Source organism: Croceitalea sp. P059 (assembly GCF_031846365.1).
Taxonomy (GTDB): domain Bacteria; phylum Bacteroidota; class Bacteroidia; order Flavobacteriales; family Flavobacteriaceae; genus Croceitalea; species Croceitalea vernalis.
Window position 1 is genome coordinate 806,157 of record NZ_JAVRHW010000002.1, and the last position, 18,328, is coordinate 824,484.

The window sequence follows — 18,328 nt, forward strand, 5'->3', positions numbered from 1 at the left end:
TTAAAATCAATCAATTATTCTGATGGTTTTGTAACTTTATGGCTCAATATTTCTTTAATGACAATTACACAATTACAGTACGTTTTAGCAGTTGCGGAATATCAAAATTTTACTTTAGCAGCCGAAAAGAGTTTTGTCACTCAACCCACATTAAGTATGCAAGTTCAAAAATTAGAAGACGAACTTGGTATATTAATTTTTGACCGAAGTAAAAAGCCAATTTCTATTACTGAGGTCGGAAAAAAAATTGTTGCTCAAGCAAAAAACATTGTTGCTGAAGCTGACAGAATCAAAGATATCGTTGATCAGGACAAGGGCTTTATTGGTGGAGATTTTACTTTAGGAATAATTCCAACAGTTATGCCAACCTTACTTCCAATGTTCTTATCCACTTTCATCAAAAAGTACCCAAAAGTAAATCTTATTATAAAAGAACAAGCTACAGATACCTTAATAAAGAATATTCAAGATGGGCATTTAGATGCTGCAATTGCCGCAACCCCGTTAGAGGTAGAATTCATTAAAGAAAAACCTCTTTATTATGAACCCTTCGTAGGATACGTACCCAATAACCATAGGTTAACAAATCTCAAAGAAATCTCAACCTCTGATTTAGATATTGCTGACATTTTACTATTACAAGACGGACATTGCTTTAGAGATGGAGTTATTAATTTGTGTAAATCTCCAAAGGACCGTTCTGATGAACATTTTAAAATCGAGAGTGGTAGTTTCGAGACTTTGGTAAATTTATCTAATGAAGGAATGGGAATGACCTTGCTACCATTTTTAAATACTTTAGAATTAGATAAAAGGAAAAAGGAGAACCTACGTCATTTCAAAAAGCCCTCACCAGCCCGAGAGATTAGCTTAATTTATCATAAAAGTGAATTAAAAATACAAATAACCGAAGCTATAAAAGAAGTTATTTCAGCAGTAGTAAGAGGTGCTATTGCTTTTCAAGATGTTCAAATTATTAGCCCTTTAAGTAAAAATTAAAACCGCCCGAAGGCGGTTTGTTATGCTTTTAAGTAAAGTAAACTTTGGTGTAATTCTGGTTTGTCATCAATAAATTGTTGTAACCAGATTTTGAGTTCTTCAATTTCATCAGGTAGTAATCTTGAAACTGCCTTCTTTAGCTCTTTTGCAAATAATTTTGCATCAAAACTGACTTTCTGCAATACAGTCTTGGTGTATTCCAACATAGCTCTAGCCATATTTTAAATTGTATTTATTAGGTTTATTGGTTGCTCACTAATTTAGTCAGAAAAGGCATATATTGTTGACATCTAAGCGTTAAAAATTAAATAATTTCATGTTAAAATCGACAAGGAGCATATTACAAGATGTTTTAAATCAATTCATTATAAGAAAAACGCTTTTAATCTGTTTTATCTGCGCTGTTGTATTTAGTTGCTCATCAGTAAACCTCAATAGAGAACTAAAGGGTGTGAATTCAATTCTTGAAGGTGATTTTTATAATAACCAATTTACCGGTATTTTAATCGTGAATCCAGATAAAACGGATACTATACTTGCTTTAAACAGTGACAAATATTTTATCCCAGCAAGTAATGTAAAAATTTTTACTCTTTATTCAGGTTTAAAATTAATACCTGATTCTATACCTGCACTTAAATATATAAAACAGAACGACACTTTGTATTTTGAAGGTACTGGCGATCCTAGTCTTATTCATCCCTTCTTCAATGACACATCAGCATTGAAATTTTTAGAAAATCATCCGAACTTAGTGTTTTCAAATTCTAATTTTAGAGATACAAAACTTGGGCCTGGTTGGGCCTGGGAAGATTTTGAATTTTACTTTTCCCCTGAAAGAAGTGGCTTACCTGCTTATGGCAATGTAGTAAAAATCTTAGAATCAGACTCCTTAATGGTATCACCAGGTGTGTTCAACAATTCAATTCGTAGAGGAAAACAGAATCATAAGCGAAGTATTACCGAGAATAAGTTCAATATTCCAGAAAATTTAATTGATACTTTAGAGATACCGTTTATAACATCCAATGAACTTACCCAATCTTTACTTCAAAATGAGCTTCAAAAACCAATTAAACTTAGTGAGGGCTTTCCAGAAGGGCAGAAAAAAGTACTTTATGGAATGTCAACTGATTCTATTTACAAAAGAATGCTTTTTGAAAGTGATAATTTTTTAGCAGAACAATTAATGCTTGTAGCTTCTTCTACTTTATCAGATAGTTTAAGTTTTAAAATATCAAGAAATTACATTTTAAAAAATCAACTTTTATTTTTAAATCAACAACCACGCTGGGTTGATGGTTCAGGACTATCGCGCTATAACTTATTTACCCCTGAATCTTTCGTGCATGTGCTTAGCAAATTAAGGGAAGAAGTTGCTCAAGATCGCTTGTTTCATATTTTTCCAATGTGGGATGCTTCAGGAACAATTACCAAACCCAGTACAACAAATGAAACAAACTTTATATACGCCAAATCTGGAGGAATGGGTAATGTTTATAATTTAAGTGGGTATTTAATAACTAAATCTGGTAAAGTATTCATATTTAGTTTTATGAATAATCATTTTAGAATGCCAAGTAGCGAGATTCGTCAAAAAATGTATTCAATTCTAAAAAAAATTCACGACTTATATTAAATCAATTAAATAATCCATTTAGTTGAGCCCACTGCAACAGCATTATAGTTTTTGCGTCTTTTATTTCTCCATTCGTCACCATGGCTAGCGCATTTTCAAAATTCATTTCTAGAACTTCAATATTTTCAGTTTCGTCTGCAGCCCCGCCCCCTTCACTTACTCGCATTCGAGCTTCATATTCGCCAATAAAGAAGTGTAATATTTCAGTAACCGAACCTGGTGACATATAGGATTCAAAAACCTTTTTGACTTTCTCAATTTTATAACCTGTCTCCTCTTCTACTTCCATTTTAATAGTTTCTTCAGCATTGCCCTTTTCTAAAATACCAGCGCATGCTTCTACCATCATACCATCTTCATTTCCATTAACGTAAGTTGGCATGCGAAATTGACGCGTTAAAACCACTTTTCTTTTAGTACTATTATATAGTAAAATCACTGCACCATTTCCACGATCATAAGCTTCTCTCTCTTGAGTTTCCCATGAACCATCTTCCTTCTTGTAATCAAACGTATATTTATTAAGGGTATACCAGTTGTTAGATAGTAGCTCTTTTTTTATTTTTCTAACGTTTCCATGTTTCATCAATATATTTCAAGGTTTATTAGATTAAACGGTAATTGCTTTATTCAAATATCTTCTAAAAGGCAGCATAATATTATATGCATTAATAAGATAATCTTCAAAATCATCTTTTAAAACTAAGTCTGAAGAAAATTCCATCGCAACGGCAAAAGTTTTATTTCGTAATAAATCGATATGACGATGTTTATTCGAAAATCCTTTGGGTGCATTGGTTAATTTGACATCTTCATATAGTCCTCCAAAGAGGTTTTTAAACGATTTTTTATTTAAAATTTGAAGCAATTCTTCTCCGTCATAGTCAATGGCATCTCTAATACTTCGCAATCGCTTAGGGTCTGGCCTCCATAAACCCCCGGCAAACATAGAGCGCTCAATACCAATCTCAACATAAAAATCACCAGTATTCGGACGTTTATCAAATCCTGCTCCAAAATGGTCTTTATATATTGGCTTATTTGGATGAAACATTAAATTATTATTGATGCGATTGATACCCTTTTTACCGGGTGTATCATAATAAGCATCATCTATTACAGAAAGTTTTGAATTGATATCATTTAGCCAAGCTATGTAATCATCGCGAACTTCTTTATACCATTTTCTATTGGTATCCATCCATTCTTTATTGTTGTTCTTTTGTAACTCTTGTAAAAAGTTGATTTGGTTTTTAAAATCCATGAAACGAACATAATAAAAAACACCCCTAAAGTTGCCCTTAAGGGTGTGAAATCCTATAATTTTTTAACTAACAGAGCCTCTAAAAACCACGATCTCCCATTGCAATGTCGCCAAGAGTGCCTAAAATACTTCCCTCGCCTTTATCCTTTCCACCTCTAGGGATTGACGATAAAACTCTACCGGCTAATCGACTAAATGGTAAAGACTGAACATATACCGTTCCCGGGCCTCTTAGGGTAGCAAAGAAAAGTCCTTCACCCCCAAATACCGTATTCTTTATACCTCCGACAAATTCAATATCATAATCTACGGTATGAGAAAAACCTACTATACAACCAGTATCTACTTTTAAGACTTCACCAGCCGCCAATTCTTTTTTAGCCATTGTTCCGCCAGCATGTACAAAAGCCATTCCATCACCTTCTAGCTTTTGCATAATAAAACCTTCACCACCAAAAAGCCCTCGTCCCAATTTCTTTGAAAATTCAATACCTACGGAAACACCTTTTGCGGCGCACAAGAAAGCATCTTTTTGACAAATAAATTTTCCTCCCTTTTCAGATAAATCAATTGGCAATATTTTACCTGGATATGGTGAAGCAAAACTTACTTTCTTTTTACCTTGACCTATATTTAAAAAGGCAGTCATAAATAAACTTTCACCAGTCAACATGCGCTTACCTGCTGAAAATATTTTACCCAGAACACTACTATCTTGATTAGAGCCATCGCCGAAAATGGTGTCCATTTTAATATCTGTATTCATCATCATAAAGCTTCCTGCTTCAGCTACCACCGCTTCTTGGGGGTCGAGTTCAATTTCGACATATTGCATTTCTTCCCCATAAATTTCATAGTCTATTTCGTGTGCATTCATGTTTTAAAGTTTTTTGTTGATAGCTATTAGTTAGTGAAAATGATATTTTGTTACAAACTATTTCTTTAACCTTACGGTCCATTCAAAGTTGAATGTAGAAACCAACACCCCATCTTTATTTGCTCCAAAGGACTTCATCCAAAACTTTTGGCCCTCTCCAGTCTCAATAGTTTTTTGAATTGCATCAGCAATTAAATGTCCGTCTTCACAGGTAAATGTGATTTTACCTGTAGCTTTTTTAGAAAAGTTAGCTGTATTATTTTGAACTAACATTGATATTTTACGACCACTTTCGCGTATTTGATCACTAACCATTGCCCCAGTTACAAGCTCGGCAGCCATACCCTGAACTGCCCAAAACATACTTTTAAAAGGGTTTTGATTAATCCAACGGTGGGTAACAGTGGCAATCGCTTTTTGGTTATCTAAATGTTTTAACCGCACACCACACCACCAAGCAGAAGGTAATTTAAAAAAGGTAAAAGTGTTGAATTTACTGGTACTAATAGCCATATGTACTTATTATTTCCGCTAAAAGTAATTAAAATATTCGCTATTTCAATATGTTAATAATATGTTAATATTTAGTACTATGTGTTGCATAGTACCTTTTTTTAGATATATATTTGTATCGTAAGCTAATAGGTAATCTATTTGGTTTACCTAATCATCAATCAAAAATCATGACAGAATCATTAACTAAACACGAGCGAAACCTATCTGCTATTATTCATGCTTCTACGTTTTCAAAGTACTTCATTCCTTTTGGTAATTTCATTTTACCATTAATACTTTGGACCGCAAATAAAAAAGAATATGAATTTGTTGATTACAATGGTAAGCAAGCCTTAAATTTTCAAATAAGTATGCTACTTTACTCCATTATAGCGGGGTTAATTAGCATTCCATTTTTCATTGGATTTTTACCAGATTTATTTAACGGAGATTTTTTTGGGTTTCATAGGTTAAGTGATTACAATAATTTAAACATTCATTTAAGCAGTGACGACTTCCGGTTTGGTCGTTGGTTATGGCCCGCTGGTATTACTGGTGTGCTACAGGCCGGACTCGTCATTGTGAATGTAGTATATACTATTCTGGCAACCATAAGGACTAACGAAGGTCAAACCTTTAAATATCCTTTCACCATAAAATTCATTAAATAAAACATTCCATCAAAAAAACGGAGTTTAATCATCAATCAAAAACGAACAAAACATCAATCAACCGATGCTAATCACATCAACCAAAAGCCCATCATACCCCCTCTCCGAAGTGGAGAGGGCTAAGATGGAATCAGATGCCAAAACAAGTTTGGCACAAACGAACAGTTAATTTAATACGAATCCTTACATTATGAATATAGAAAACACAAAAGCACAAATGCGAAAAGGGGTTCTAGAGTATTGCATTCTTTCTATCTTAAAAGATAAAGACAAATATGCATCTGAAATTCTAGGAGCTTTAAAAGACGCAAAGATGCTCGTGGTCGAGGGTACTATTTACCCATTATTGACCCGATTGAAAAATGCAGGGCTGCTCAATTATCGTTGGGAAGAATCAACTTCAGGGCCGCCACGCAAATATTATGCGCTCACTGAAACAGGTCAGTTGTTTTTAAACGAACTCAACGGTACTTGGGATGAACTTAGAAATGCAGTTAACTTGGTAACCAACAACAAATAAGCCGATTAATAAACGGTAAAAAATATTCAAAAAATGAACAAGACAGTAAATATAAATTTAGCAAACTCACTATTTCATATAGATGATGCGGCTTATGATAAGCTTAGACGCTATCTCGAGTCCGTAAAAAGATCTTTTGCAGGAACTGCTGGCAGCGATGAAATTATAGCTGATATTGAGGCTAGAGTAGCCGAGCTTTTTCTTGAAAAAATGGAAAATGAGCGTCAAGTAATCACACAAAAAGAAGTTGATGCAGTAATCAATATTATGGGTCAACCAGAGGACTACATGGTAGATGAAGATATTTTTGAAGACCAACCAAAATCTTCAAGTTCCAAAACAACTTCAACTTCACGAGTAAAAAAACTCTATAGAGATACCGATCAAAAGTACATAGGTGGTGTCTGTTCAGGGCTTGAATATTATCTAGGCTTTGATGCGCTTTGGATTCGCTTAATATTCCTTTTACTTGGTATTTTTACCGGGTTCGGATTCATAGCATACATACTTTTATGGATTTTAGTTCCGGAGGCGTCAACTACTTCACAAAAGTTAGATATGACGGGAAAGCCAATCAACATCAGCAATATAGAACGCAAAGTTAAAGAGGGGTTTGATGATGTTGCCGACAAAGTAAAAAATGTCGATTATGACAAAATGGGCGATAAAGTCAAAAGCGGCTCCAAGACTTTTTTCGACACCATCGGTGATATTATCATGTTTCTATTTAAGGTATTTGGTAAATTCATTGGTATTTTATTGATTATAGTGGGTGCTTCAACCTTAATTGGACTATTCATAGGTCTTTTTACAGTTGGTATTATTGACGTAGTTCATTTACCAGGTCTCGACTTTTATGATATTGTCAACACTTCGGGTGCTCCAGTATGGCTAGTTTCACTTTTATTATTCTTTGCTGTTGGTATTCCTTTTTTCTTCTTGCTTTATTTAGGCTTGAAAATTTTAGTAAATAACCTCAAGTCCATTGGTAATATTGCAAAGTTCTCATTATTAGGTCTTTGGTTGGTTACTGTAGGCGTTTTAATTGCACTGGCGGTAAGACAAGCAGCTGAATTTGCTACGGTAGGTAGCGTAAGCGTGAAAGAAGAATGGGTTATGGCAGATAACGATAGTATTCTTATTCAGATGAATAGTAGCGATTATGACTTAACCATGGACAGAGTTCATTTTGGAAGAATGATGCTGGCTTACGACGATAACGATACCCCAATTTTAGTATCTGACGATGTACGTTTTGATATTAAAAAATCAAAAGATACCATAGCTCGATTAAATATTAGAAAAGATAGTCATGGTCCAACCTTTGAAAAAGCAAGGGAACGCGCCAAAAAGGTTGATTATGGCTACAATATTAATGGAAATGTTATTACACTTGACGACTATTTAACCACCGTTTCAGAAAACAAAGCCCGACAACAAGAAATAAGAACAACTGTCTTAATTCCTGAAGGAACCATTGTTTCTTTTGGAGAATATGTGAGTGGACATGTTGGAAGAAGTACTAAAAATGACCGAGACTACTATCGTAGTGACATCATAGATTATACCTGGATTATGGGAAGCGATGGTGAGCTTAAGTGCCAAGATTGCCCTGTAAAATCATTCGAGTATGATGATGATAATGATGGAAAGATTATTATTAATGAAGATGGAATAGATATTAAAATTAACGACCGTGATGAAAAGGGAAAAATCATCATTAATGAGGATGGTATTGATATCGACGTACAGGACCGAAACGAATCTTTTAAATTAAAGGTGGATGAAGACGGAGTTGAAATTAAAACAGAAGATGACAACTAAATCGACAGTTGAGTAAACACAATCAACAACTCGGCACTTATTAATAGTACTAAATTAAAATAAATACGAATTTCAATCAATCATTAATAACAAACCCGTAAACAAGTTCAGGGTAAAAAAACGAAAATCATGACAACTTTAGCACGAATGGCCATAGCCGCCTTATTAGCATTATTTATGACTTCCTGCGCCTTTGACGTAAACTTTGGCGATGGAAAAAGAGGAAACGGAGAAATAGTCGAAGAATCTCGAGGTATTACAAGAGATTTTACCTCAGTTCACGCTTCTGAAGGATTAGATGTATTTGTAACGCAAGGTGATCAATTTAAAATTTTAGTTGAAGCCGATGAGAATATTATTGATTTAATCGGAACTGACATAAAAGATGGTAGGTTAAAAATACATGCCATAGAAAATATCGGAAGAGCTACTAAAAATATTTATGTTACCATGCCGAATATCACAGAATTGAGTAGTTCAAGTGGAGCAGATTTGGTTGCACAAAATGTTATTAAAGCTGATAAAATTGAATTCGATGCCAGCAGTGGTTCTGATATTGAAGCTCAAGTAAATGCTAACGAAGTAATTGCTGAAGCAAGTAGTGGGGCGGATATTAGAGTGTCTGGCCGTACCGATGTGCTTTATGCTGATGCAAGTAGTGGTTCAGATATTAAAGCGAGGGGATTAGAAACTAAACGATGTAATGCCGATGCAAGCAGTGGTGCTGACATTTCTGTTAATGTTTCTGAATCTTTAACAGCTGATGCAAGTAGTGGTGCTGACATTTCTTACTCCGGTGAGGCTAGTGTTACTCATAAGAAATCTGTATCGGGTAGCGTTCATAAATACTAAAAAGTAATCACTAATTCATACTAAAAAAGCCTCAAGTAGAACTTGAGGCTTTTCTTATTGAAATGATTTATCAATAATATATTATCAATTTATTGGCTAAAAAATTAAATATTTAATGATTTTTTGTACCTTAAAAGGAGAATTAATCATTTCATTAAAACATTGAGCCATGAAAAAATTACTGACCGTAGGTTCTATGATGTTTGTATTGATTTTTGCCGCAATACTAACCTCATCAAAACCTGAAAATTATCATTCTATTGAAGGTACTTGGGAGCTAGAAAGTTTTCACAACTATGACGACGGTATTAATATATCGAGCACTGAGCCAAAGGCTGATGGTTATAGGCAGGTTAAAATGTTTTATAATGGTAGAGTTATGTGGTCTAGGTATGTACCCAACGAACCGAAGGGCAGGTTTGGTTATGGCTCGTACTATCTTACCGAAGATGAGCTCCATGAAACCATAATTTATGGAGATGACGAGATGATGAAAGCTCTAGATACGTTAACTGAATTTATCTTTGAACTTGATTTAAAGAATGATAGATACAGCCAAATAAATTTGGACGAGGAAGGAAATAGAACTTTCTCGGAAAATTATAAGCGTTTGAATTAGCAATTAAAGAACGACCCACAAAAAAAGCTGCATTTTAGAATGCAGCTTTTTTATTTTTTTATAGTAATTAGCTTGTCACACAACAACTTCTTCCTTGGACTCAACAGCCGCTAAATAACGTTCTGCGTCTAGAGCTGCCATACATCCTGTACCTGCTGCAGTAACCGCTTGTCGGTATTCTTTGTCTTGAACATCTCCACTTGCGAATACACCAGGCTTATTAGTTTTTGTTGATTTACCTTCTGTTAGTACATAACCAGTATCATCCATATCTAATTGTCCCTTAAAAATATCTGTATTGGGTTTATGACCTATGGCTATAAACAACCCTGTTATTTCAATATCTTCCTTTTCATTTGTTTGATTGTTTACCATTCGTAAACCTTCAACTACTTGTTCACCTAATACTTCATCTACTTCAGTATTATATCTAACGTCTATATTATCAAGACTATTCACTCTATGCTGCATTGCTTTTGAAGCACGCATATGATCTTTACGAACTAACATGGTAACCTTATTACAAATATTAGCGAGGTAAGACGCTTCTTCAGCAGCTGTATCACCTGCTCCAACGATAGCAACATCTTGCCCTTTATAGAAAAAACCATCACATACTGCGCAGGCCGAAACACCTCCACCTCTAAGTCGTTGTTCACTAGGTATGTTCAAATATTTAGCCGTGGCTCCTGTAGATATAATAACGCTTTCAGCCTCTATGACTTTACTATCATCAACGGTAACCTTATGAATTCCACCAACTTGGTCACTAAAGTCAACTGCTGTCACCATTCCTATTCGAACTTCCGTACCAAAACGTTCTGCTTGTTGTTGTAATTGTACCATCATTGTTGGACCATCAATTCCCTCAGGATATCCCGGAAAATTATCAACCTCAGTAGTAGTTGTTAACTGCCCACCAGGTTCCATACCTGTATACATCACTGGTTTCAAATCTGCTCGGGAAGCATATATAGCTGCTGTATATCCAGCAGGCCCTGATCCTATAATTAAAGTTTTTAATCGTTCTATTTGTTCTGACATAATATAAATATCCTCTAATTCTTAATATTACAAAAGTAGGTTTTTTGATGAAAAACTTACATCGGGTTATTAGAGCTTATGAACAAAAACCAACAATTACTAAAACTTAAAATTAAAAATATTGAATAAGGTATTTGAGCGAAGTATAGCAAAATTCTAGCCTTAAGCCTCACAAAAGGTGCAATAGAATTTTGGTGTAAAAAAGTTTAATATCCAATTATTGCCATTATTCCATTGTAAGAAATAATCAATGAAAAAAATAGAGCAGCAAAGAGACTTATATTAATTAGAAAACTTGTTTTGTGTTCTCCCATTAACTTCTTATTATTTATTAATAAAAGAATGCCAATAATTACAAGTGGTAGAACAAATACATTAAATACTTGAGATAGAATTTGCATCTCAATAGGGTTAGCTCCGAATATCGGTACGATTAAGGCAAACAAGCAGGCAATAAAAGTGATAATTCTAAACTGTTTTGAACTGGTATCTAGTTTTCCAGATTGGTAATCTGCAACCAGTATGGGAGCGATTAAAAGACAAGGAAAAATGGAAGAAAGTCCCGCGCTTAATGTTCCAAAAAAGAAAAGAGTAAGTGCAAATTTTCCTGCAACGGGTTCCAAAACCCCTACCATATCTATTACTTTAGTTACGGGTTGCCCTTGATGGTACAAGGCACCACAAGCAACAGCCATTATTGTCGCACTGATAAAAAACACTAGAGATGCTGCAATAATCGCATCTTTCTTTTGCTGTTTTAAATGCTGAATAGTCCAACCCTTGCCTTGTACAAACAATGGTCTGGATAAAAAAGTAGCAGCAGCCATAGTAGTTCCAACAAAAGCAGCAACCATCATTTGACCGCCTTGTACTTTTGGTATTGAGGGTATCAAACCTTGAGCTACTTCTATCGGTAAAGGGTATACCATAAAAAGTGATATCAAGAACGAAAAAGCCATTATCGTCACGAAAATGACCAAGATTTTTTCAAAGAAAGTGTATTTACCAACCAATAGCAGTGCGTAAAAAATCGCTATTACCGTAATGGCTACGATTAAAACCGTTTCATATTGATGGTCTCCTACGCTAGGGAAATAAATATGAATTATCTCAAAAATTATATTGGAGGATATTCCTAAAATACCCATTAAAGAATTCCATTGCCCGAATGAAATACCTAGAATGATCAAGATTGCAATAAGTTTACCAAACCTCAAATGCTTTTTAAAAGCAAACAAAGCTGTTTCACCAGTAAGTAAGGCATAATTGCCATAGACATAAATTAAAACACCTGAAAAGAAACAACTTAAAAGCAATACCCATAACAGTTGCATGCCATAAGTACTTCCTGCAACTATCATTGAGGTTACACTGCCCGTACCTATGGTATAACCGATTGCAAAAATACCCGGGCCAAATGCTAGAACAAGCCCAAGAATCTTCTTCCAAAGTGATGTACTTGGGCTTGTTGCTTCCATTTTATTATGACTTTAACTTAGAAATTAAATTTAAAGTATCTGAAACCTTTTTCTCAAGCCCCTTGAAGTCTTTATTAGCTAATATCTCCTTACTAATAAGCTTTGAACCCATACCTACACAAGTAACACCAGCATCAAACCATCCCTTTAAATTACTTTCATCGGTACTAACTCCTCCCGTAGGCATTACACTGGTCCAAGGTTGAGGGCCTTTTATTGCCTTTACGAAACCTGGTCCATAGGTAGACCCTGGAAACAATTTAACTATTTCACAGCCTAATTCCTCAGCATTATTAATTTCAGTCAAGGAACCACATCCAGGTGACCATAATACTTTTCTTCTATTGCAAACCATTGCAATATCTTCTCTAAGCGAAGGTGTTACAATAAAGTTAGCTCCCATCTGCATAAAAAGAGAAGCAGCAGCAGCATCTGTAATTGAGCCAACACCCATTATCATTCCAGGCAACTCCTTTATTGCATATTTATTTAATTCTAAAAATACTTCATAAGCAAAATCTCCACGTGCAGTAAACTCCATTAATCGAGAACCACCATTATAGCAAGCTTTTAGTACTTTCTTTCCTAATTCAATATCTGGATGATAAAATAACGGCACCATTCCATTATCCTTCATCACTTTTGCAACTTCTATTCTTGAATATTGTGCCATTATAGTAATTTATCTTGCAACCCTTCCAGAAGCATCACCACTCATTAGTTTTTCAACTTCTGCTACTGTAGCTAAGTTAGCATCTCCTTTAATTGTATGCTTTAAACATGATGCTGCTACTGCAAAATTTAACGCATTTTGGTCGTCTTCTGGGTACTTTAAAAGTCCATAAATGAGTCCACCCATAAAAGAATCTCCTCCTCCTACTCTATCAACAATATCTGTGATTTGATATTCTGGTGATTTAAACATGGTTTTTCCATCATATAAAACTCCAGCCCAACTATTATGAGATGCCGATATAGAGCCACGTAAAGTAGTTATTACTTTTTTAGCCTTCGGGAATTTTTTCATCATTTGCTCACAAACAGATAAAAATGCTTCAGCCTTGACATGCTCTCCTTGAGTTGTGATATCCAAACCTTCTGGCTTAATTCCAAAATGCTTTTCTGCATCTTCTTCATTACCCAAAACAATATCACAGTATGAAGTAATATCTGTCATTACTTTCTCTCTATGAGCGTCATCACAATAATTCCAAAGTTTTGCACGGTAATTTAAATCCGTTGATATGGTAATTCCTTTAGCACTTGCAACTTTTACTGCTTCTAGACAAACATCGGCAGCACCCTGAGAAATTGCTGGTGTAATTCCCGTCCAATGAAACCATTCAACACCTTCAAAAACAGCATCCCAATTAATCATGCCTGATTCAATTTCGGAAATTGCTGAGTGTGCACGATCATAAACCACTTTGCTACCACGGCTTACCGCACCAGTCTCTAGGAAATATATTCCAAGACGATCACCACCATATACTATTTTATCTGTACCTACGCCTCTTTTTCGCATTTCCATTAATGCACATGCTCCAATATCATTTTTAGGTAACCTAGTTACAAAATCGACAGGAACTCCATAATTAGCAAGTGAAACTGCCACATTAGATTCACCACCACCATATACTACATCAAAACTATTGGCTTGTGAAAATCTTAAAAATCCCGGAGGTGCTAATCTTAGCATGATTTCTCCGAAGGTCACTACTTTTTTCATTTGAAAATATGTTATTTATATTGAACTTACTGCGTTGGTTAATCGTTTAACTAAATTTTCAAAAATTAATCAAAACCGTGTGATTTTGATTTTCAATTTTAAAAAAGATATATTTGCTTAATCGATTAAGCAAATATAAATAAAATTGGCTAACAAAAAAAGAACTACATTAAAAGATATTGCTTTAAGATTACAAATATCCACTGCTGCGGTCTCTAAAGCATTGCATAACGATGCTCGTATTAGCTCAAAAACTAAAGAAGCTGTAAAAAAAATCGCCAAGGAATTAGATTATCAACCTAATCATTTAGCTAGCGCCTTACGAAAAGGAAAAAGCAATCTTGTAGGTGTAATTGTTCCACGTACCAATAGCAATTTCTTTTCCTCTGTTATCCAAAACATGGAAGAAGTTCTTAATAAAGAGGGGTATAACATCATTATTACACAATCTAACGAGTCTTATCAAAAAGAATGTGAAACTATAGACACGCTGCTATTCACACAAGTTGATGGAATTATTGCCTCCATGGCTAATGAAACTATTGATTTAGAGCATTATGAAAAAATTAAATCTAAAGGAATTCCATTACTGCTATTTGATCGAGGTGAAAATAATTTAAATGTTGATTATATAGGAATTGATGATTATGCAAGTAGTCATATGATTGTGGAACACTTAATAGCACAAGGATGCAAAAGAATAGCACATATAGGGGGGTATCGACATACAAGAATATTCAACAATAGAATAAAGGGATATTTAGATGCTATAGCAAAACATGGTTTACCCTTAGAACAAGAGTTACTTATTGAAAGCAGTCTTAGCAAAGAAGATGGTCGCGAAAAGATGAATCAATTATTGTCTTTAAAACAAAAACCCGATGCTGTTTATATTGCAAGTGATTATGCAGCTATTGGAGCCCTTCAATTGCTAGAAGAAAAAAATATAAAAGTGCCTGATGAGATTGCACTTGTAGGCTTTGGTAATGAACCTTTTACAGCCATGGTCTCGCCGGCAATAACAAGTGTTGAGCAACATAGTTCTAAAATTGGTAAGCTGGCAGCAAAAACTTTTCTAGAACATATGAGGAAACCTGTCTTAAAACAACAATTAAACAAAATAATCTTAAATGCAGAATTGATTATAAGGGATTCGTCGAAAAGGATGTAATTAACACCTTATATAAAATTAAAAAGCCTTCATAAGAAATTTACGAAGGCCTTTTTTATATAAACTTTTAATATTAGATACCTAAAGCTTGCCCTCCACCAATTTGGATTGTTTCTGCTGTGATGAAAGATGCATCTTTACTTGCTAAGAATGATATTACTCCTGCTACATCTTCTGGTTGACCTAATCTACCTAACATGATATTATTGGCCCAAGATGCAAACACCTCTGGCTTGGTCGCTTTGATTTGTGCATGAAATGGAGTGTCAATCGTACCTGGTGATACGGCATTGGCGCGAATACCATATTCAGCCAAATCCTTCGCTAGTGCTCTTGTGATGGCATGTACTCCTGCTTTTGACGTACCATAAATTCCTGCACCAGGACCGCCAGCCGTCCAGCCGGCATTTGAAGTATAATTTATAATCGAGGGATGCTCTCCTTTTTTAAGAAAAGGTATCGCAGCTCTTGATGCAAAAAATACTGAATCAAGATTTAAAGCCATCACAAATCTGTAAAAGTCTGTCGTCATTTCTTCAAATCTTGAACGACCTCCTAAGCCACCAGCGTTATTAACCAAAACATCTATTTTACCATACTTCTCTCCTATCTTAGTGATGTTTTCTGTTACAGCAGCTTCGCTTGTGACATCAAAACCATAATACTCCGCTTTTATACCATGACCAGTTAATTCCTTAACTCGCTCAGCTCCAGCCTCATCTTCAATACCGTTTAATACAACAGTATACCCATCTAGACCTAATCGTTTCGCAACTTCGAATCCTATACCACCTGTAGCTCCCGTTACTATAGCAATCTTTCCTTCGTTTGTACTCATATTATTTAATTATGTTTCTTTATTATTAATTTCAAATTTTTTGTTTATCAGTTACACTCCTTAATCAATCTTTAGGCTTTAATGGAGCTATTCTAGGGCATAAAATCCAAACAGCCATTAAAGCAATTGCAGCCAAAGCACCACCAACTAAAAACGCAGGAGTATAATTTCCACCTTTAGTGATTATTGGTATTAAGGCGGTAAGTCCAAAGGCACCCAATTTTGCGGCTGTACCCGCAAATCCAGATAAAGTCCCTACAACTTTTCCGCTAAACATATCACTTGGTAATGTCTGTACATTACCAATTGCTGTTTGAAAACCAAATAGGAGTACTGCCATTATTATTACTGCATTCAGAGCAGATCCAGGCGATTTTAGTAGAAAAAAACAAGGAATCATGATTAGGCAACCTAGTGTAATAATCATCTTTCTAGTTTTATCTACTGACCAGCCACCATTCAGTCTGTTCTGAGCTACAAGACCTCCAAACCAAGCTCCCAACATTGCCCCGACATAAGGAACCCATGCTGAAAATGCAATCTCTTTTACATCAAGTCCAAATACCTCATTCAAATAAATCGGAATCCAAACTATAAATAACCACCAAATTGGGTCTATAGCAGCTGAGGCTATTATAACGCCCCAACTCTCTTTGTGTTGAAGTAGCTTACCTGTATTTGGGTTATATCCTTCATCGTAGTTTCCATCCTCATCAAGATCTTGATTTTGTTGTCCGGTTAGAATATATTTTTTTTCATTCTCTGAAAGCCAAGGATGCCTTTCTGGTGGGGCTTTTACGATGTATAACCACGGCAATAACCATAAAAAACCTATTAAACCAACACAAATAAAGATCGCCTGCCACGATAGATAAATTGAGAGAAGACCTATTATAGGATAAGCAACTATACCTCCAATAGCTGCACCAGAATTGAATATGCCCTGGGCAAATGCTCTTTCTTTGGTAGGAAACCATTCGGCATTAGCTTTTGCTGCACCTGGCCAATTACCAGCTTCTGCTATTCCTAAAATAGACCTGAAGATTGAGAAACTTAACATTCCTTTTGCAAATGCATGAATCATTGTTGCTATTGACCAAATACCAATTGACAGTGCGAACCCAATTCTGGTCCCCAACCAATCAAATATTTTTCCGAAAATGGTTTGGCCAGCAGCGTATGATAATATAAAAACGGCGGATATGGTTCCATATATTGCCTTTGTTCCATCACCATCCATATTTGGAAACAATTCTTTAGCAATATCTGGCCACAAAGCTCCGAAAGCTTGTCTGTCTATATAATTAATTACAGCAGCTAAAGCGACAAGACCTACTACCCACCATCTAAGTCCATTTGTTTTCATAATACTATTTTAAATATTTCACCAATTCAACTAAAGAAATGATTTAGGTTTTTGAGTGCCTAAATATATTCTTTGAATCAAAATTTCTACAAAGTAAAAACTAGAACAATTGCTTATAGAGAATTGATTATTATGCTATTCGCCAAGTCTTACTTACCTCCTATATTTTTTTTACTGAAAACAAAATCGTGCAAAAATTGTCCTCAGCATACTCTATTTAATTATTTGTATGGTAACAATATTGATATAAAACTTTAAAATGAACTTTCATCATCTCTTTAGCTTTTTTAGGATTTTGTTCTTTTATTGCCTGAAAAATGTTCTCATGTTCTTGAATTCCTTTCATTGAAAGACTAGAATCACAAACATGATACTTTTCAAAATTTGTAATAATTTCAGGTGTTATGATTAACATAAAAGTGCTCATAGAGCTATTTTTACTGGCCTTTGCAATTGCTAAATGAAATAGTAAATCTTCTTCAACAGCATCTTCTTTATTTAAAACTTTGTTCTTATAAGCATCTAGCGCTAATTGCAATGCCTTTAAATCTTCTTCTGTTCTTCTTAAAGCTGCTAGTCGTACGGTTTTAAGTTCTAGTAAAATTCTTGTTTCAACTAAAGATTTAAAGTCTGGTTCTTCGAGCTCCAATATATCTTCCATCATACCGCTCATTGCAGTACGACCAATATCTGCGATAAAAGTTCCACTTTGTGGTTTAGAATAAAGAATACCGTAGAATTCTAATTTTTGAATCGCTTCTCTAATATTACTTCTACTAACTTCGAACTTTTCTGATAACATTCTTTCAGAAGGCAGTTTATCGCCCGGTTCCAAGTTTTTATACTCAATCAAATCGCGAAGTTTAGCAATAATTTTTTGCTGAATATCTCGCTTATCATTTGTTGTTAAAACTTCGACTTTCATATTGCTTATTCTAATGA

At 34.8% G+C, this 18,328-nt stretch carries 20 protein-coding genes; 8 read left to right on the plus strand and 12 right to left on the minus strand.

The window, feature by feature from the left end:
* Nucleotides 1-57 precede the first annotated feature (57 nt).
* Complete coding sequence (locus RM542_RS09950) at nt 58-999, plus strand: LysR substrate-binding domain-containing protein (protein WP_311385599.1); 942 nt, start codon at nt 58-60, stop codon at nt 997-999.
* Between the two features lie 20 nt (nt 1,000-1,019).
* Here the strand turns inward: RM542_RS09950 and RM542_RS09955 are convergent, their stop codons facing one another.
* Nucleotides 1,020-1,217, minus strand: coding sequence for a hypothetical protein (locus tag RM542_RS09955; RefSeq protein ID WP_311385600.1), 198 nt, complete (start codon nt 1,215-1,217; stop codon nt 1,020-1,022).
* Between the two features lie 98 nt (nt 1,218-1,315).
* Between RM542_RS09955 and RM542_RS09960 the strand changes: the two genes are divergently transcribed.
* The gene (locus RM542_RS09960) at nt 1,316-2,638 is read left to right on the plus strand and encodes a D-alanyl-D-alanine carboxypeptidase (protein WP_311385601.1); all 1,323 of its coding nucleotides are present in this window, start codon (nt 1,316-1,318) and stop codon (nt 2,636-2,638) included.
* A 1-nt stretch (nt 2,639) separates the two neighbouring features.
* Here RM542_RS09960 and RM542_RS09965 read toward each other — a convergent pair whose 3' ends face one another.
* The 4 genes from RM542_RS09965 to RM542_RS09980 form a co-directional block, all read right to left on the minus strand.
* Nucleotides 2,640-3,224 carry an NUDIX domain-containing protein gene (locus RM542_RS09965; RefSeq protein ID WP_311385602.1) on the minus strand — a complete coding sequence of 195 codons (585 nt, stop codon included), beginning with the start codon at nt 3,222-3,224 and terminating at the stop codon, nt 2,640-2,642.
* 24 nt (nt 3,225-3,248) lie between these two features.
* On the minus strand, nt 3,249-3,902 hold the full coding sequence (locus tag RM542_RS09970; protein ID WP_311385603.1) for a DUF2461 domain-containing protein: 654 nt from the start codon (nt 3,900-3,902) through the stop codon (nt 3,249-3,251).
* A 79-nt stretch (nt 3,903-3,981) separates the two neighbouring features.
* The gene (locus RM542_RS09975) at nt 3,982-4,779 is read right to left on the minus strand and encodes a TIGR00266 family protein (protein ID WP_311385604.1); all 798 of its coding nucleotides are present in this window, start codon (nt 4,777-4,779) and stop codon (nt 3,982-3,984) included.
* Nucleotides 4,780-4,836: 57 nt separating this feature from the next.
* Nucleotides 4,837-5,292 (minus strand): DUF4442 domain-containing protein, encoded by a 456-nt coding sequence (locus tag RM542_RS09980; RefSeq protein WP_311385605.1) that lies wholly within the window; start codon nt 5,290-5,292, stop codon nt 4,837-4,839.
* A 170-nt stretch (nt 5,293-5,462) separates the two neighbouring features.
* On the opposite strand from RM542_RS09980, the gene RM542_RS09985 reads away from it, so the two are divergent.
* From RM542_RS09985 to RM542_RS10005, 5 genes are all read left to right on the plus strand, one after another.
* On the plus strand, nt 5,463-5,945 hold the full coding sequence (locus RM542_RS09985; RefSeq protein ID WP_311385606.1) for a DUF4870 domain-containing protein: 483 nt from the start codon (nt 5,463-5,465) through the stop codon (nt 5,943-5,945).
* 190 nt (nt 5,946-6,135) lie between these two features.
* Complete coding sequence (locus RM542_RS09990; RefSeq protein ID WP_311385607.1) at nt 6,136-6,465, plus strand: PadR family transcriptional regulator; 330 nt, start codon at nt 6,136-6,138, stop codon at nt 6,463-6,465.
* Nucleotides 6,466-6,498: 33 nt separating this feature from the next.
* Nucleotides 6,499-8,289: a PspC domain-containing protein gene (locus tag RM542_RS09995; RefSeq protein WP_311385608.1), complete on the plus strand. Its 1,791-nt coding sequence runs from the start codon at nt 6,499-6,501 to the stop codon at nt 8,287-8,289.
* A 129-nt stretch (nt 8,290-8,418) separates the two neighbouring features.
* Nucleotides 8,419-9,141, plus strand: a complete 723-nt coding sequence (locus RM542_RS10000) for a head GIN domain-containing protein (protein WP_311385609.1) — start codon at nt 8,419-8,421, stop codon at nt 9,139-9,141.
* 169 nt (nt 9,142-9,310) lie between these two features.
* Nucleotides 9,311-9,760: a hypothetical protein gene (locus RM542_RS10005; RefSeq protein ID WP_311385610.1), complete on the plus strand. Its 450-nt coding sequence runs from the start codon at nt 9,311-9,313 to the stop codon at nt 9,758-9,760.
* Nucleotides 9,761-9,835: 75 nt separating this feature from the next.
* Here RM542_RS10005 and trxB read toward each other — a convergent pair whose 3' ends face one another.
* The 4 genes from trxB to RM542_RS10025 form a co-directional block, all read right to left on the minus strand.
* Nucleotides 9,836-10,804, minus strand: coding sequence for a thioredoxin-disulfide reductase (gene trxB, locus RM542_RS10010; RefSeq protein WP_311385611.1), 969 nt, complete (start codon nt 10,802-10,804; stop codon nt 9,836-9,838).
* A gap of 206 nt (nt 10,805-11,010) precedes the next feature.
* Nucleotides 11,011-12,282 (minus strand): divalent metal cation transporter, encoded by a 1,272-nt coding sequence (locus RM542_RS10015; RefSeq protein WP_311385612.1) that lies wholly within the window; start codon nt 12,280-12,282, stop codon nt 11,011-11,013.
* A gap of 4 nt (nt 12,283-12,286) precedes the next feature.
* Nucleotides 12,287-12,955 (minus strand): bifunctional 4-hydroxy-2-oxoglutarate aldolase/2-dehydro-3-deoxy-phosphogluconate aldolase, encoded by a 669-nt coding sequence (locus RM542_RS10020; RefSeq protein ID WP_311385613.1) that lies wholly within the window; start codon nt 12,953-12,955, stop codon nt 12,287-12,289.
* Nucleotides 12,956-12,964: 9 nt separating this feature from the next.
* The gene (locus tag RM542_RS10025; protein ID WP_311385614.1) at nt 12,965-14,011 is read right to left on the minus strand and encodes a sugar kinase; all 1,047 of its coding nucleotides are present in this window, start codon (nt 14,009-14,011) and stop codon (nt 12,965-12,967) included.
* Nucleotides 14,012-14,156: 145 nt separating this feature from the next.
* Here RM542_RS10025 and RM542_RS10030 point away from each other — a divergent pair, with 145 nt between their 5' ends.
* Complete coding sequence (locus RM542_RS10030; protein ID WP_311385615.1) at nt 14,157-15,182, plus strand: LacI family DNA-binding transcriptional regulator; 1,026 nt, start codon at nt 14,157-14,159, stop codon at nt 15,180-15,182.
* A gap of 73 nt (nt 15,183-15,255) precedes the next feature.
* Here the strand turns inward: RM542_RS10030 and RM542_RS10035 are convergent, their stop codons facing one another.
* From RM542_RS10035 to RM542_RS10045, 3 genes are all read right to left on the minus strand, one after another.
* Entirely contained in the window at nt 15,256-16,020 is a 765-nt protein-coding gene (locus RM542_RS10035; RefSeq protein ID WP_311385616.1) for an SDR family NAD(P)-dependent oxidoreductase, read from the minus strand.
* 64 nt (nt 16,021-16,084) lie between these two features.
* A complete protein-coding gene (locus tag RM542_RS10040) occupies nt 16,085-17,386 on the minus strand; it encodes an MFS transporter (RefSeq protein WP_311385617.1) in 1,302 nt (433 codons plus the stop codon).
* 217 nt (nt 17,387-17,603) lie between these two features.
* Nucleotides 17,604-18,311 (minus strand): FadR/GntR family transcriptional regulator, encoded by a 708-nt coding sequence (locus RM542_RS10045; RefSeq protein ID WP_311385618.1) that lies wholly within the window; start codon nt 18,309-18,311, stop codon nt 17,604-17,606.
* Nucleotides 18,312-18,328: the final 17 nt, after the last annotated feature.